The sequence below is a fragment of the Peribacillus folii genome (assembly GCF_030271255.1).
Lineage (GTDB): Bacteria > Bacillota > Bacilli > Bacillales > DSM-1321 > Peribacillus.
This window is the reverse complement of the sequence record NZ_JASJOM010000002.1, coordinates 114,962-130,774: the sequence shown is the minus strand read 5'-3', so window position 1 is coordinate 130,774 and position 15,813 is coordinate 114,962. Positions and strand designations below refer to the sequence as shown.

Annotated in this window: 15 protein-coding genes; 12 read left to right on the top strand and 3 right to left on the bottom strand. The window is 42.6% G+C overall.

Features of this window, described 5'->3' with window-relative positions; all coding sequences use genetic code 11:
- Positions 1-83 precede the first annotated feature (83 nt).
- The 7 genes from QNI08_RS03240 to QNI08_RS03210 all read left to right on the top strand — a co-directional run bounded on the left by QNI08_RS03240 (position 84) and on the right by QNI08_RS03210 (position 10,010).
- Positions 84-854 (top strand): polysaccharide deacetylase family protein, encoded by a 771-nt coding sequence (locus QNI08_RS03240; RefSeq protein WP_285765999.1) that lies wholly within the window; start codon positions 84-86, stop codon positions 852-854.
- Positions 855-907: 53 nt separating this feature from the next.
- On the top strand, positions 908-1,699 hold the full coding sequence (locus QNI08_RS03235; RefSeq protein ID WP_285765998.1) for a dioxygenase family protein: 792 nt from the start codon (positions 908-910) through the stop codon (positions 1,697-1,699).
- A 354-nt stretch (positions 1,700-2,053) separates the two neighbouring features.
- Positions 2,054-4,906, top strand: coding sequence for a 2-oxoglutarate dehydrogenase E1 component (locus QNI08_RS03230; protein WP_285765997.1), 2,853 nt, complete (start codon positions 2,054-2,056; stop codon positions 4,904-4,906).
- Position 4,907: 1 nt separating this feature from the next.
- Positions 4,908-6,194 carry a 2-oxoglutarate dehydrogenase complex dihydrolipoyllysine-residue succinyltransferase gene (gene odhB / locus QNI08_RS03225; protein WP_285765996.1) on the top strand — a complete coding sequence of 429 codons (1,287 nt, stop codon included), beginning with the start codon at positions 4,908-4,910 and terminating at the stop codon, positions 6,192-6,194.
- A gap of 252 nt (positions 6,195-6,446) precedes the next feature.
- Positions 6,447-7,202, top strand: a complete 756-nt coding sequence (locus QNI08_RS03220) for a DeoR/GlpR family DNA-binding transcription regulator (protein ID WP_285766322.1) — start codon at positions 6,447-6,449, stop codon at positions 7,200-7,202.
- Positions 7,199-8,119, top strand: coding sequence for a 1-phosphofructokinase (gene pfkB / locus QNI08_RS03215; protein WP_285765995.1), 921 nt, complete (start codon positions 7,199-7,201; stop codon positions 8,117-8,119). Before QNI08_RS03220 ends, pfkB begins: the two co-directional genes overlap by 4 nt.
- Before the next feature lie 4 nt (positions 8,120-8,123).
- On the top strand, positions 8,124-10,010 hold the full coding sequence (locus QNI08_RS03210; RefSeq protein WP_285765994.1) for a PTS fructose transporter subunit IIABC: 1,887 nt from the start codon (positions 8,124-8,126) through the stop codon (positions 10,008-10,010).
- A gap of 220 nt (positions 10,011-10,230) precedes the next feature.
- Here QNI08_RS03210 and QNI08_RS03205 read toward each other — a convergent pair whose 3' ends face one another.
- Positions 10,231-10,599: a VOC family protein gene (locus tag QNI08_RS03205; protein ID WP_285765993.1), complete on the bottom strand. Its 369-nt coding sequence runs from the start codon at positions 10,597-10,599 to the stop codon at positions 10,231-10,233.
- Between the two features lie 176 nt (positions 10,600-10,775).
- Between QNI08_RS03205 and QNI08_RS03200 the strand changes: the two genes are divergently transcribed.
- From QNI08_RS03200 to QNI08_RS03190, 3 genes are all read left to right on the top strand, one after another.
- Entirely contained in the window at positions 10,776-11,180 is a 405-nt protein-coding gene (locus QNI08_RS03200) for a secondary thiamine-phosphate synthase enzyme YjbQ (RefSeq protein WP_285765992.1), read from the top strand.
- A gap of 31 nt (positions 11,181-11,211) precedes the next feature.
- A complete protein-coding gene (locus tag QNI08_RS03195; protein WP_285765991.1) occupies positions 11,212-11,784 on the top strand; it encodes a GNAT family N-acetyltransferase in 573 nt (190 codons plus the stop codon).
- Positions 11,785-11,892: 108 nt separating this feature from the next.
- A complete protein-coding gene (locus QNI08_RS03190; protein WP_285765990.1) occupies positions 11,893-12,492 on the top strand; it encodes a cell wall hydrolase in 600 nt (199 codons plus the stop codon).
- A gap of 69 nt (positions 12,493-12,561) precedes the next feature.
- Here QNI08_RS03190 and QNI08_RS03185 read toward each other — a convergent pair whose 3' ends face one another.
- On the bottom strand, positions 12,562-13,149 hold the full coding sequence (locus QNI08_RS03185) for a DUF2087 domain-containing protein (RefSeq protein ID WP_285765989.1): 588 nt from the start codon (positions 13,147-13,149) through the stop codon (positions 12,562-12,564).
- Positions 13,150-13,303: 154 nt separating this feature from the next.
- Between QNI08_RS03185 and trhA the strand changes: the two genes are divergently transcribed.
- Entirely contained in the window at positions 13,304-13,948 is a 645-nt protein-coding gene (gene trhA, locus QNI08_RS03180) for a PAQR family membrane homeostasis protein TrhA (protein ID WP_285765988.1), read from the top strand.
- Between the two features lie 111 nt (positions 13,949-14,059).
- On the top strand, positions 14,060-14,545 hold the full coding sequence (locus QNI08_RS03175) for a YusW family protein (protein ID WP_285765987.1): 486 nt from the start codon (positions 14,060-14,062) through the stop codon (positions 14,543-14,545).
- A 262-nt stretch (positions 14,546-14,807) separates the two neighbouring features.
- On the opposite strand, the gene QNI08_RS03170 is transcribed toward QNI08_RS03175, so the two are convergent.
- Positions 14,808-15,380 (bottom strand): biotin transporter BioY, encoded by a 573-nt coding sequence (locus QNI08_RS03170; protein ID WP_285765986.1) that lies wholly within the window; start codon positions 15,378-15,380, stop codon positions 14,808-14,810.
- Positions 15,381-15,813: the final 433 nt, after the last annotated feature.

The following is a 15,813-nucleotide window of genomic DNA, read 5'->3' as shown; positions in this document are numbered from 1 at the left end:
GCAGCGGTATTTTTTTCCGCTGCCTTATTGCGCATGAAACCCCTCCGTTAGTACATCTTAATCTTCAAGAGGAAGGGGAGCGAATGATGAAGAATTTGCTTGAATGTGTTGTATCGGTGATATGTTTTTGTATGATTGGTATGCTCTTGCCGGATATGGGTGTGAAGCATGGCCATGCAGTGGTTCCCGAAGAGATCACTCCGCTCGTCAAAAGCAAGGAAAACGGGAAAATCGCCTATTTGACCTTCGATGATGGACCATCGTTGAATACGATGGAAATACTGGATATATTGGACCGTTATCATATAAAGGCCACGTTTTTTGTAATGGGCAATCAAGAACCTTATGCCAAAAAAGCTTATGAGGAAATGAAAGCTCGTGGACATGCAATCGCCCTGCATTCCTATACACATGATTATTCCATTGTCTATAAGTCGCCTGAAAGCTTCTTTCTGGATTTGAACCGCCTTGAATGTAAGCTTCAACAGGAGTTCGGCATTAAGAGCCGTATGATCCGCCTTCCAGGCGGCTCGAATAATCTTCTCCGGCACCAGGCTGCAACAAGGCCGATCATAAATGAGATCCTTAGGCAATTGACGGCAAAAGGATATACCTATGTCGACTGGAACATTGACTCGACGGATGGCATCAGCCCGTCGATAAGTGAACAGCAAATCATCTCCTCCGTACAAAAAGGGACGAAAGGGCAAAAGCATGTTAATATCTTATTGCATGACATCAATAGTATGAAGAATACCGTGAAGGCATTGCCAGATATTATCGAAATCCTTAAGAAAGAAGGCTATTCCTTTGATACAATTGATGAGACTACCCCGAAAATGCAATTTAATTGATGAACACTTCGTCTATATATAGTAAATTAAGGATGGGGTTAAGAGATTATATTGTGAAAGGATTTATCGTTTTTATGATGCCATCATTGTTTTTATCACATGGTACACCATTATTGGCTTTGGAAAACAATAGCTATACCGCTTTTTTGAAGGAGTATATGAAGGCTATGAAAAAACCTGCTGCGATCGTTATCCTGTCTGCACATTGGGAAAGTGAAGAGCAGCTGATTTCGGCAGTGAGGAAGCACCAAGTCATTTACGACTTTGTTGGTTTTTCGGAAGAAATATTCAAAATAACATATCCTGCACCTGGTTGTTTGGAACTATCCGACAGAATATTGACGTTATTGTCGAGAATAGACATCTGGGGTGAGCTTGATGATAGGCGCCCATTGGATCATGGGGCATGGGGGTTATTGCACATCATGTATCCAGAAGCCGATATTCCGATCGTATCTTTATCCATCAATCCTGAACTTCCATTAAACAAGCAATACGAAATCGGAAAAGCATTGAGGGACCTGAAGGAGGAAAATGTGCTTATCATCGGGAGCGGTGGTATCGTACATAATTTCACGCATATTCAGAAAGACATGAATGTAGCAGAGGGATGGGCCATCAATTTTGAGAATTGGGTCGAAGGGAAAATCAGGAATTGGGATTTGGAAGCTTTGTTTAATTATGAACATGACGCTCCATATAGCATGGATGCAGTGCCCACCAAAGAGCATTTCATTCCCTTGATCATCGCCATGGGGGCAGGGGATGAACACAAAAAGGCTGCCTTGCTGCATAGGACCTTTCAATATGGCAATTTGAGTTTGACAGCTTGGAAGTTTGATTGAATATAATGTTTTTTTCGTCTAGTCATTTATGCCCGCCAACCACCAAAAATACAAATCTTTTTTTAGCGAAAAAACACTTAAATGAGCAAAAAAGACAATTAAAGGCGCATATTGGCGAATTAAGCAGAAATATAGTATCAAAAAGGTTGCATAAAGTGGTTTTACCTTTGGATATTTCGACAAAAACATGTTAATATAACATCTGAAAACGTTTTATCCTTAAAAATTTTATTATTCATAGACCAAAGTTATTTAATTATCATTTCATATATTTGGGGAAAAGTTTACAAAAAATTTGGGGATGGATAAAACGAATTGAAAAAAACTACGAGAGAAATTTGGGGGTTTACAAAAATGACCATCAAGGATGCTAAGGCATACGACCCATGGAAAGCTTTTTCAGGTCCAAACCTTGGGTATGTCATGGAGCAATACGATCTATTTCAAGCCAATCCGGAAGAAGTAGATCCGGAGCTGAAAAACTTTTTTGAAGTATCAGGTCCTCCTTCATTCGATGTATCAGCAGAAACGACAATCGGAAGTGCACCAAACGTACAAACTGGGGAAGTCCTTCCAATGAAGAAAATAATGTCCGCAGTAAAGCTGGCGGAAAACATCCGCGCTTACGGACATCTTGCTGCAAACATTTATCCTTTAAAAGAAGAAGCGCTGGATACAGAACAAATCCACTTTGAAAAATACGGGTTAACCGCAGATGATTTAAGAAAAATACCGGCTGACTTCATTTGTCCAGAATCACCAAAGGACGTGAAGGACGGATATGAAGCCGTACAATACCTTAAACAACTTTATACAAAAACGATAGCCTTTGAATTTCACCATGTTAATGACCTGGAAGAAAAGCAATGGCTTACAGATATGGTCGAATCCGGAAGCATGTTCCCGGAAGTGACAAAAGAGAAAAGGGAACTGTTACTCAAGCGCTTGAATGAGGTTGAAGGATTCGAGAAATTCCTTCACCGCACATATGTAGGGCAAAAGCGTTTTTCTATCGAAGGCTTGGACATACTCGTTCCGATTTTGGATGAAATGATTTCACAGACGGTTCAAAACGGTACTGGGAATGTCAATATTGCCATGGCCCACCGCGGACGTTTAAACGTGCTTGCGCACGTACTAGGAAAGCCATATGAAGTCATCTTTTCGGAATTCCAGCATTCGCCTAATAAAGATTTGGTTCCTTCAGAAGGTTCTACAGGCATCAACAATGGGTGGACAGGTGATGTTAAGTACCATTTAGGGCTTGATAAACAGATCACGAAAGCTAATATACAAAAAGCAAGGATTACCCTTGCGAATAACCCTAGTCACTTGGAAGTTGTCGGTCCAATCGTCGAAGGGTATTCCCGTGCGGCACAAGAAGACCGTTCAGTAAAGGGATTCCCAGTACAGGACATTTCCAAATCGCTTGCAATCCTGATTCATGGTGACGCTGCTTTCCCAGGTGAGGGAATTGTTCCAGAAACATTCAACTTAAGCCGTTTACGCGGTTATCAGGTTGGCGGCGCCATCCATATCATCGCCAATAATATGATTGGTTTTACAACGGAAAGTGAAGATTCACGTTCAACCAAATATGCCAGTGATTTGGCTAAAGGCTTTGAAGTGCCGATCGTCCATGTGAATGCAGATGATCCTGAAGCGTGTATCGCTGCGGTGAACCTTGCTAACCAATACCGCGAGAAATATAAAAAAGATTTCTTGATCGATTTGATTGGATACAGGCGTTTTGGCCATAACGAAATGGATGAGCCGCTGGTGACCCAACCTGAAATGTATGCTTTGATCCATAAGCATAAAACAGTCAAAGAACTTTATGGCAACAAGCTAGTTCACTCTGGTGAGTTCACGGAAGATGAAGTGAAGGCTATTGCAGAGCAAGTGGATACAAGACTTGCTGACGCATATGCGAAAATTTCCGGTAACAAACCAGAAGCTTCTAAAGAGTGTAACCCTCCTGGCATCATCGAAAAAGGACTTCCGGCCATCGAGACAGGCGTTCCAAAGCAAGAATTGGTTTCGATTAACGAAGAACTTGTTCAGTGGCCTGAAGGATTCACTCCTAATAAGAAATTAGGGAAAATCTTGTCACGTCGCCTGGATTCCTTTGCACCTGAGGGTAAAATCGATTGGGCTCATGCCGAAACGCTGGCATTTGCGACCATTTTGAATGACGGTACGCCAATTCGTCTGACAGGTCAAGATTCAGAGCGGGGGACATTTGCACAGCGTAATATCATGTTACATGACAGTGTGAATGGAAAAACATATTCACCACTTCACACACTTGAAACGGCGAAAGCGTCGTTCGCTGTCCATAACAGCCCGCTTACTGAAACCGCAGTTCTGGCCTATGAATATGGTTATAACGTATTCGCGCCTGAAACACTTGTCCTATGGGAAGGACAATTCGGAGATTTCGCCAATACGGCACAAGTCATCTTTGATCAATTCATCGCTGCAGGCCGTGCAAAATGGGGTCAAAAATCAGGACTTGTCATGCTGCTTCCGCACGGATATGAAGGACAAGGACCGGAGCATTCAAGTGCACGCCTTGAACGTTTCCTACAATTGGCGGCAGAGAACAACTGGACCGTTGCCAACTTAAGTTCGGCAGCTCAATACTTCCATATCCTTAGAAGACAAGCTAAGATCTTGGATCAAGAGCAAGTGCGTCCACTTGTGATCATGACACCGAAAAGTATGCTTCGCAATCAAGTGATGGCATCGGCAGCTGCTGAATTCAGCGAAGGCTCGTTTGAATCCTTTGTTGAAACGAAGGCATTAGGCAAAAAACCTAAATCGGTTGAACGCATCGTCTTCGCTACCGGTAAATTGGCGGTTGAACTTCGTGAAAAAGCGGCAGCTGAAAAAAATACGGATTGGCTGCAAATCATCAGTATCGAAGAGATCTACCCATTCCCGTTCACTGGTGTTCAAGAAGCATTGAAAAAGTATACAAACCTTAAAGAAATTTTCTGGGCCCAAGAAGAACCTAAAAATATGGGGGCTTGGACATTTGTTGAACCACGCCTTAATGCAGCGGCTCCTCGTAACCTTTCCGTAACTTACATCGGAAGGAAGCGCAGATCAAGCCCGGCTGAGGGAGATCCACTTGTCCATAAAAATGAACAACAACGGATTATGACTCAAGCAATTACACGCAATAATGAGGGGGAGAAATAAAATGGCTGAAGTAAAAGTACCTGAATTGGCAGAATCGATTTCTGAAGGATCTATTGCGCAATGGTTAAAACAACCCGGTGACCACGTTGAAAAAGGGGAATATGTCCTTGAACTGGAAACGGATAAAGTAAACGTAGAAATCATTTCGGATTATACGGGTACACTTTCTGAACATTTAGCAGAAGAAGGCGACACTGTCCAAGTTGGACAAGCGATCGCCATCGTCGATGAGAATGGATCAGCTGCAGCAGCTCCAAAAGCGGAAGCTCCAAAAGCCGAAGAAGCTAAGGAAGTTAAAGCCGAGCCAGCCAAAAAGGAACAAGCCGCTCCTGCTCAAGAGGCTCCGAAAGCAGAAACGAAAGAAGCATCATCCACTCAACAAGTTATTGCTTCACCAGCTGCACGTAAATTGGCTCGTGAAAAAGGAATTGACCTGACTAAAGTGCCTGTAGCAGATCCGCTAGGCCGTGTACGTGTACAAGATGTAGAAGCTGCAAGCAATGCGCCAGCAGTACCTACAGCACCAGCAGCGGCTTCGAATCAAGCGCCAGCACCTAAACAAGCAGCAGCACCTGTTGAAGTGAATGATGACCGCATTGAAGTGGTTAAGATGACTCGCCGTCGTCAAACCATTGCCAAGCGTCTAGTTCAAGTACAATCCGAAGCAGCCATGCTTACAACTTTCAACGAAGTCGACCTTTCTGCTGTCATGGAATTGCGCAGCCGTCATAAAGATTCTTTCGTGAAAGCGAATGACGTTAAACTAGGCTTCATGTCATTCTTCACTAAAGCAGTCATTGGCGCTTTGAAGAAATATCCGCTATTGAATGCAGAAATCAAAGGCGACCATATCCTGAAAAAGAACTTTTATGATATCGGTGTAGCTGTATCCACTGATGAAGGGTTAGTCGTTCCTGTTGTTAGGGATGCGGACCGCAAAAGCTTTGCTGAAATCGAAAAGAATATTTCGGACTTAGCTGTTAAAGCGCGCAGCAATAAACTAGGTCTTTCCGATCTGTCTGGTGGTACTTTTACCATCACTAACGGCGGTACTTTCGGTTCGCTATTATCAACACCGATCTTGAATGCCCCTCAAGTCGGGATTTTGGGAATGCATACAATCAAAACGCGCCCGATAGCAGTTGGTGATCAAATCGAAAACAGACCGATGATGTACCTTGCATTATCTTACGATCACCGTATCGTGGACGGTAAAGAAGCTGTCGGTTTCTTAGTGGCCATTAAAGATATGCTTGAAGATCCAGAACAACTTTTACTTCAAGGTTAATAAATGAAATTATATAAAAAAACCTCTGTCAACAGGACAGAGGTTTTTTTGCGGGGAAAAATAATTTCATATTCTCTTAGGAGGAAATATGTGCAAGCAGAGTTTATGGATTATTTATAATTTTCAATAATATGGACGTTTATGAATGAATTTTGCGCTTATTTGAATGAATTTGAATAACTTTAAATGTTTTTGATTGATTGTTTTAATTTTTTCATATATGATGAGGATATTAAAGTGAGGTGGAATGGATTGTTAACGACTGAAAGGCACCAATTCATCATTTCGATCCTAAAAAGACAAGGCGCCGTAAAGCTTCAGGAGCTAGTAGATCAGCTTCACGCGTCGGAATCGACGATTCGGAGGGATTTAGTCCAGCTCGAAGAAATGAAGCTGTTGAAGCGTGTGCATGGCGGGGCCTCCATACTTCAAAGAAAAGGCCTTGAACCGACCACGGTGGAGAAGCAAAATAAAGCAATGGCTGAAAAACAGCTCATTGCAAAGCGGGCGTCATCATTCATCGAGAAAAATGATTGCATATACCTTGATGCAGGTACGACGACGGCAGAAATGATTCCCTTTTTAAAAGAAAAGAATGTTACGGTCATGACTAATGGCCTTATGCATATACCAAAATTGATCGAGCTGGAAATCAAAACCGTTCTGGTGGGCGGCACGATAAAATTTTCAACGAATGCAGTGATTGGAAGCAATGCTGGCCAATTTTTGAATGGATACAGATTTGATAAATGCTTTTTGGGAATGAACGGCATCCATCAAGAAATGGGTTTCACGACTCCTGATCCGGAAGAAGCCGTATTGAAGAAGCTGGCTATCAGTCTGTCAAACGAAACGTACGTGCTTTGTGACAGTTCCAAGCTGAATGAAGCGACGTTTGCAAAAGTGGCTGATGTAAGCGATGCCATAATCATCACTGATGGAAATGATGAAGAGGCTGTTGCCCAACTCCAAAAAAATCCAAAGGTAAAGGTTGTGACAAGTAAATGATTTACACAGTGACACTCAATCCATCGATCGATTACTTGGTTGAGGTGGAAAACTTTCAGATCGGCAAGGTGAATCGTACTTCTTACGATGCAAAATTCCCCGGGGGAAAAGGAATCAATGTCTCCCGTGTACTTAAAAGGCTTGGTAATGAGACAACGGCCTTGGGGTTCATCGGCGGACAAACGGGTGAGTTTGTCAAACGGTTTTTAAAGCAGGAAGAGATATTCACTGACTTTACGGAGATTTCGGGAGACACGAGAATTAACATTAAATTGAAATCAGGATCCGAGACTGAAATAAACAGTCAAGGACCCATCATATCCAAAGGAAATTACCAACAATTATTCAGTCAAATCGAGCAATTAAAGAAAGAAGATATTCTCATTTTATCAGGAAGCATCCCCTCAAGCATTCCTGCAGAGGTCTATGAAGCCATGACAGAGACTTGTTCTGTTAACGGCATTAAAGTGGTGGTGGATACGAGCGGCAGGGAATTATTGAATGTCCTTTCGCATCGTCCCTTTCTGATAAAGCCCAATCATCATGAATTGGGAGAGCTATTCAATACGGATATAAAAACGGCAGCCGATGCCGTCGAATATGCGACTAAATTGGTTGAAAAAGGGGCCCAAAACGTAATCGTTTCCATGGCAGGAGCGGGTGCCGTTCTCTGCTCGGAAGGACAGTGTTATTCGGCCAATGTGCCGAAGGGAAAAGTCATCAACTCGGTCGGAGCCGGTGACTCCATGGTGGCAGGGTTCATCGGAACCTTCGAAAGGACCGGCGATCTCTTAGCTGCCTTCCGCTTCAGTCTTGCGTCAGGAAGCGCTACTGCCTTTTCCTCCGATCTTGGGACATTGGATAAAATAGAAGAATTATTACCACAAATCGATATCAATCAACTAACAGGAGGCTGACTCTATGAAAATCACGGACTTGTTAAAATTGGATACAATCATCATCGACCTTAAAAGTGATTCAAAGCAAGCTGTCATTGACGAATTGTCTGGGAAGCTAGCCGAGGCTGGCCGATTAAACGATGTGGAGGCCTTCAAAGCTGCCATCTTAAAACGTGAAGAACAAAGCACGACAGGAATTGGGGAAGGAATCGCAATCCCACATGCCAAAACGAGCGCTGTGAAGGTACCTGCCATCTGTTTCGGGAAATCTGTAAAGGGTGTTGATTATGAATCGCTGGATGGCATGCCCGCTCATCTGTTCTTTATGATAGCGGCAAGTGAAGGTGCGAACTCGGATCACTTGGAAACACTCTCACGTCTATCTTCATTACTGATGGATGAACAATTCAGAGCCAGGTTGCTCTCCGCTTCCACAGGTGATGAAGTAATAGAAATCATCAACCAAAAAGAACTGGAAGCCGATGCAGCGGAAGAGGAAGACCAGGCTTCCACTTACAGCGAAAGTGGTCATGAAAAAGGAAAAGTCCTCGCCGTTACAGCCTGTCCAACGGGAATTGCCCACACCTATATGGCAGCTGATGCTCTCAAGGCAAAAGCGAAGGAAATGGGTATCGATTTTAAAGTCGAAACGAATGGTTCAACTGGCATCAAGAACGCATTGACCGCTGCTGACATTGCAGAGGCGGATGCAATTATCGTTGCCGCTGATAAACAGGTCGAGATGGATCGTTTTAATGGGAAGCATGTGATAATCGTTCCGGTTGCTCAAGGAATCCGGAAAACCGAAGAACTGTTGACTAGGGCGATGAAACAGGATGCTCCTGTTTACAAAGGTTCTGGTAAAGATAAAAGCAACGAAGCAGACACAAAAAGCGGTCTGGGGATTTACAAACACTTGATGAATGGGGTAAGTAATATGCTCCCATTTGTAGTGGGTGGAGGGATCTTGATTGCGCTTTCTTTCTTTTTTGGAATCGAGGCAGCCGATCCGGCAAGTCCGCAGTATAATCCCATTGCCAAAGCATTAAGCGATATTGGCGGGGGAAATGGTGCCTTCTTCTTGCTTGTCCCTATCCTTGCTGGTTTCATTGCTTCAAGTATTGCCGATCGACCAGGCTTTGCCCCTGGTATGGTCGGAGGACTTTTGGCAGCCCAGGCCAATGCCGGTTTTCTGGGCGGACTGATTGCCGGTTTCCTAGCTGGTTATGTTGTGTTGCTATTAAAGAAAGTGTTTTCCAAATTACCGCATACATTAGAGGGAATAAAGCCTGTACTGCTTTATCCTGTATTTGGGATGTTAATTACCGGATCGATCATGATTTTTCTCATCAATGAACCGGTTACGGCCATTAATCAAGGCTTGACCAATTGGCTTCAAGGCTTATCAGGAACGAATGCCATATTCCTTGGCTTGATCCTTGGGGGGATGATGGCAGTGGATATGGGAGGACCGATTAACAAAGCTGCCTTTACTTTTGGTATAGCGGCTATTGAAGCTTCCAGCTTTGGACCGCATGCTGCAGTCATGGCCGGCGGAATGGTTCCGCCACTAGGAATTGCTTTGGCAACAACGTTCTTTAAAAGCAAATTCAGTGAAACGGAAAGGAAATCTGGCTTCACCAATTACTTTATGGGTGCTTCATTCATTACGGAAGGAGCGATTCCTTTTGCGGCAGCGGATCCATTGCGAGTCATCGTCAGCAGTGTGATCGGTTCTGCCACTGCGGGTGCACTGTCAATGGCCTTTAAGGTGACACTGCCAGCACCACATGGAGGGATATTCGTGGTTCCTCTTGTCAATCATCCTTTTCTCTACTTACTGGCCATATTGATAGGCTCTATCATCACGGCTTTATTATTGGGTGTATGGAAAAAGAAAAAGCAATGAATGAAAGGCGGGTCCACTTAAATGGGACCCGTCTTTTGGGTGTAAAAAAGCTTTTGTTACTTCTTCGTGTCAGGCACGTTTATGCTTTTCTTACACGGGCATTCCGAGGTTTCATTTCTTCACCAGCGCACCTTGTGCCTATATCCAAAAATCATTTCAAGGTTCCAAATGAATATCGAGCATGTATTTGGTTGAAAGACCTAAAACGAACTCGTGAGTCTTATCTCCATTCCAAAATTTCGATCCGGTTTCCGAAGGGGTCAGCTACGTAAATACGGTTTGCACCAGGTAGTCTTTCATCTTCGATAAATCCTATATCGTTTTGGAGTAAATGCTGCTTCAGGGCTGGGAGATTTTCGATTTCCAGCGCTGGATGGGCCTTTTTGGCGGGAATGAATGGTTCCTCGGTACCGATATGTATATGGACCGAACCCGCCTCAAACCAAACGCCCCCGTTTGCTATCATGGACTCGGGCTTCTCTACCTCCTGGAGTTTTAATATACCATGATAAAACTTTCTTGAGATGTCCTCGCTGCCCTTGGGGGATGCTAATTGAAAATGATCGATTGATTTAAATCGGAAGGTCATTCTTCTCCACTCTCCTTGTACATTATATTTCCAATTTTAAAACGGAAACAACAATAAGGAAAGGTTAATTAACTTAATTTAGAAGATAAGCTCATCTTATCGAATGGCTGAATGCAAAAGCATAAGTTTTCCGCGATGGGGTATAGAAATAAAAAGAATAAAAGGAGTGAACGTGAATGCTAAAAAAATATACGTTAAAAACGACAAAAAGAGATGATATGATTGACGTTTCAAATGAACTGCAGGCTTTCATTTCGGAATGCGGAATTCAGGATGGCACAGCAATGATTTATTGTCCGCATACGACTGCAGGAATCACGATCAACGAAAATGCCGACCCGGATGTGAAGAAGGACATGCTTAGGAGGCTCGATGAGCAATACCCTTGGAATCATACGCTGGACTTACATATGGAAGGAAATTCGGCTGCCCATTTGAAATCAAGTACGGTCGGTTCTTCACAACAGGTAATCATTCATAAAGGGAGTCTAGTCCTTGGCACATGGCAGGGGGTGTACTTTTGTGAATTCGACGGCCCGAGAGAGAGGCAATATTTCATAAAGTTGAATGTTGATTGTTAAATGCTGATTAGGCTGAAGCGGGGGATACGAATTGAAAGATGTTCGAATTGAAGGGAACAGAGTTCGTTTACGTAACGTGAAGGAAGCGGATTTTAAACGCTTGTGGAGTTTGAAATACGGGGAAGTCAATCCGGAATGGAAAAAGTGGGATGCACCCTATTATCTGTTGGAGCTTATTGATTTCCAAATGTATATTGATAAAGAAACGAAGATGAGAAACTTAGATGAAAAGGTAGGGGCATATTCCGAGCTTTTGCTGGAAATAGATGGCCAAATAAGAGGCTCGATCGTGTATTATTGGGAACACGAGCCTTCCCGCTGGCTTGAAATCGGTATGACGATTTTCGAGCCAGCGTATTGGAATGGAGGTTATGGAACGGAAGCGTTAAGGATGTACATAAGCTACTTGTTTGAAAATCTCGAGATAGAAAGGGTCGGGCTGACGACTTGGTCAGGCAATCCGCGTATGATTGCCGTTGGGGAAAAAGCAGGAATGCTCATCGAAGGCAGGATGAGAAAGTGCCGTTATTATGATGGGGTTTATTATGATTCGATCAGAATGGGTCTATTACGTGAAGAATGGGAATCTATGAAACAAGGTTAGACGATGCTTTGTGTAATTTTTTCCTTGATTTCCTTGGAAAAAATTTAGCGCTGTATTCTCGTTTATGGTCTGTTATCCTTGGAAGATGCTTAACGAGGAGGTTACAGGATGAAATTATCAGCAATAATAGCTGTGATAATGACTCTTAGCGTCATCGCAATAGGAATTGTTTTTCCTAAAGGAACGACCAGTAAAGCTTCTGATGGAGCAACCAAGCATGTCGTTAAACAAGGCGAATCGATATGGGACATTGCTAAGCAGCATGGTGTGCCGATTGCTAAGTTAAAAGAAGCCAATCATAATGTTAACAATGTTGCCGAACCTGGTGAAACATTGATCATTCCACATGTAATGAGTGAAAAAGATAAAGAATTATTAGCAAGGCTTGTACATGCAGAAGCAAAAGGGGAACCGTACAGAGGTAAAGTGGAAGTAGCGGGTGTGGTATTGAATCGTTTGGACAGTGATGAATTTCCCGATACTGTGAGGGAAGTGATTTATCAAAAGAACCAATTCTCGCCTGTCGGTGATGGCAGTATCAACCGACCTGCCGGCAAAGATGCGAAGAAAGCTGTAAATGAAGCCTTGGCGATCCATGGCTACACAAATGATGCCTTATATTTTTGGAATCCAAGCATTTCGGACAGCAAGTGGATGAAAAAATTGGAGGTAATCAAGATCATCGGCGGCCATCATTTTGCCATTTAATAGCACAGATTTAAAAGTAAACCGGCTCAACCTATCGGGGGAGGCCGGTTTTTTAATGAATGACGCATGTTACTCGATGGCAGCCCACATCTCGCGGGGATTCAGTTCATAAATGCCGTTTTCCCTATACATGATGCTGCCGATGATGAACTCGCGCCTTATTGTTGCGTAATCATCATGGAAGGATTGAATGAATGCATTCAGGTCTTTTTCCTCATATTTACGTCCGCGTTCCAATAGGCTGGCTAGATGGTAAAGAACGATCAATTTCTTTTTCCTCTGTGCCGGGATGGTTTTTAAGCGGCCATCTGCCGTAAGGAAATTTTCCAGGATCTTTTTATGTTCCCCTGATCGTTGTAGCTTGTCCATATTATTAAATTCCCCCTTATACGAAATCATTTCAGGCAATGCACGAGAATAATGCTGAAGGACATCATCATTTAAAAAATAATATACCGAATTTTTTTCCCGCCGATCCTTCACTAAATTGACTTCCTTCAATTTAGACAAATGGTGTGAAATCGTCGGGGCAGTCAGCTTCAATATGCCAGCAAGAGCTTGGCCCCGCTTTGGCCCGTTTGCGAGGATGGATACAATCCGAACCCTCGTCACATCACCCATCGTTTTATGGAAGGCCACCAACTTTTCAATTTGCAAAATGCTCCCTCCTAATTAGATTATTATCTAATTAGATGTTAATCTAATTCATTGCCATTTACAAGGTATGATTCACTTTTTTACATGGCTTTGGCCTAACTGATGTATAATGAAAATATAAAATAATGTTAACGGAAGAGTTAGGAGCTATATCATGGCTAATACACACGTTTATACAAGAAAAGAAGAAGTGGTCAATGCGATCACTCACGGTATCGGTGCGTTATTAAGCATTGCGGCCCTTGTGTTCTTGATCATCTTCTCGGCACAGAAAGGACCGGCTTGGCATGTTGTCGTTTCAGTCATATATGGCGTATCCATGCTTCTTTTATATATTTCCTCTACTTTGGTTCATAGCTTTCCGGAGGGAAAAACGAAGGATATCTTTGAAATCTTCGATCATTCCGCGATTTATATATTCATTGCAGGAACATACACACCCATCATGCTGCTAGTGATTCAAGGATCGCTAGGCTGGACTTTGCTTGGTATAATTTGGGGAGTCGCAATCATCGGAGTCGTCTTCAAAGCGTTTTATGTGAAAAAATTTTTATTCCTTTCAACGATTCTTTATATCGCAATGGGGTGGATGATTGTTATCGTTTGGGGGCCGCTTACCGCGACGATGCCTTCTGCGGGAATCCAGCTGCTCATTGCAGGCGGCCTGCTTTATACATTTGGGGCGATATTCTATGTATGGCGGGGCTTTCCCTTCCACCACGCCGTGTGGCATGTTTTTGTGCTTGGCGGTTCCGTCACACACTTTTTTGCTGTATTGTTTTATATCATTCCGCTCTAAGTCACTTTGGCGTTTCATTGGTTAACCTTAGGAAATCTAAAAGGTTTTTGGTTTTAAAAGACTTCTTTTAGGAAATAGATAAGGTATACAACTTGCTAAGGAGGAATTGAAATGAAAAAACATTTGAAAGTATTATCAGTCCCGTTTGCGGCCATGTTAGTTTTGGCTGGGTGCGGGGAAGACAAGGACGAAGTGAAAAATCCCCCGGTTCAGGAAAATGAAAACCAAGCGGAATCGAATTCTCAGACTGGAACGGATAATAATGAAAAACTTCCATTCACGTTCAAGGATTTCCAATTGGAAGTGGACTATCAAGGCAATGAGAACGACTATGAAGCAGAATATGATGCTACAGGGGCTCAAACGGAAGCTTCTATCGATGATGAGGCGAACAAACACGAAGTTCATGGTGATGAGGCCATGAAAGAATTGACACCTATGCTAGAAAAATTGACCTTTACGAAGGATTCAACAGATGAAGAGGTCGTTCAAGAAGTGACAAAAGTCTTTAATCTGAAGGATGGCTATGAAGAGTTGGACTTAGAAGTCGTTTTTGATGATGGAACGAAAAAAGAATATAAAGTGAATAATAAATAATAAGCCATATTCCTATCCAAATAGAATAAGCAAGCTTACTTATATTTCCTCAATGGTTGTCAAATTGCCTCACCTATAGTAAAATGGGTACGGTTAGCAAAGGGGATAATATATATATATTTGCTATCATATTCGGACTTATGGGGATAGGACCGTAATAGATATTTGTAAAAAAGATTCTTTTTTAAGGATCTTTTTTTTATTTGAATAGCAGGAAGGGGAGCCATTAGCGGCTCCCCTTCCTGCTATTCCCTAATGAAGATTAACGGGAAATTGTCGCATTTTTTTTCGGGAGCATATTGGCTGACGCCAGTCTTGATCTGATCGTGATACCAAGCCAAGATGCTAGGAAAGCCTTCAAGACCCCGACAATTATGAATGGAGCAAAACCGCTGGCAAACGCGACTGTCCAAGAAAGTGAACTCATATACTTCAGCCAAATCGTTCCGATTATCAAAGTAAGGATCATTCCGATTATATTTGCAAGGAAGGCCATCGGCACGTTGAAACGGGTTTTTTCCAAAATCAGGCCGGTTACGAAGACTGTGGGAATATAAGATAATAAATAACCGCCAGTCGGACCGAATATTTTTGCCAAACCACCGGACATTTCAGCAAAAACAGGTACTCCTGCCGCTCCAATGAATAAGTATAGCAAAACGGAAGAGGTTCCATAACGCGAACCCAGTATTGTTGCTGCCAGTCCGACAGCCAATGTCTGTCCTGTAATTGGCACCAATGGAAGTGGAATCGTAATTTGTGCCATAATTCCGATAAGTGCTGCAAACAAAGCTGTAACCATCATCATTCTTAACTTCTCATGACTATCCTTCATTGTGTGTCCTCCTATTGTAAACCTATTTTCATTTATAGTTAACATAATAGAATTTTAATATGTCACGCATGCACTGTCAACAACATTATGCCTCGCAGCTCCTTTTGTAGGGAAAATCGACTCATTCAGAAGAAGAGAATTTATCCAATCTAATTATGATTGCTATTATTCTGCTTATCAGGCGAGGAAAACTTATAACCTATCCTTTTCAAAATATCATTCCTCTTTCATTCCTCTTTTAATTTGATTATCGTTTTTAGGAAATCAAATCCCTAGGCAATCTCCCCGGTATCCAATATAAGGTTGATCTTTGCATTCCACGTTATATAAACAGCAAGCGCAGCTGAGTTATGCTTGATTTCCATTGATCGACCTCCTCTCGTACCGATAAAAAGAGCTAATTCATCATACATGGATACAACTTGTTCAGTTT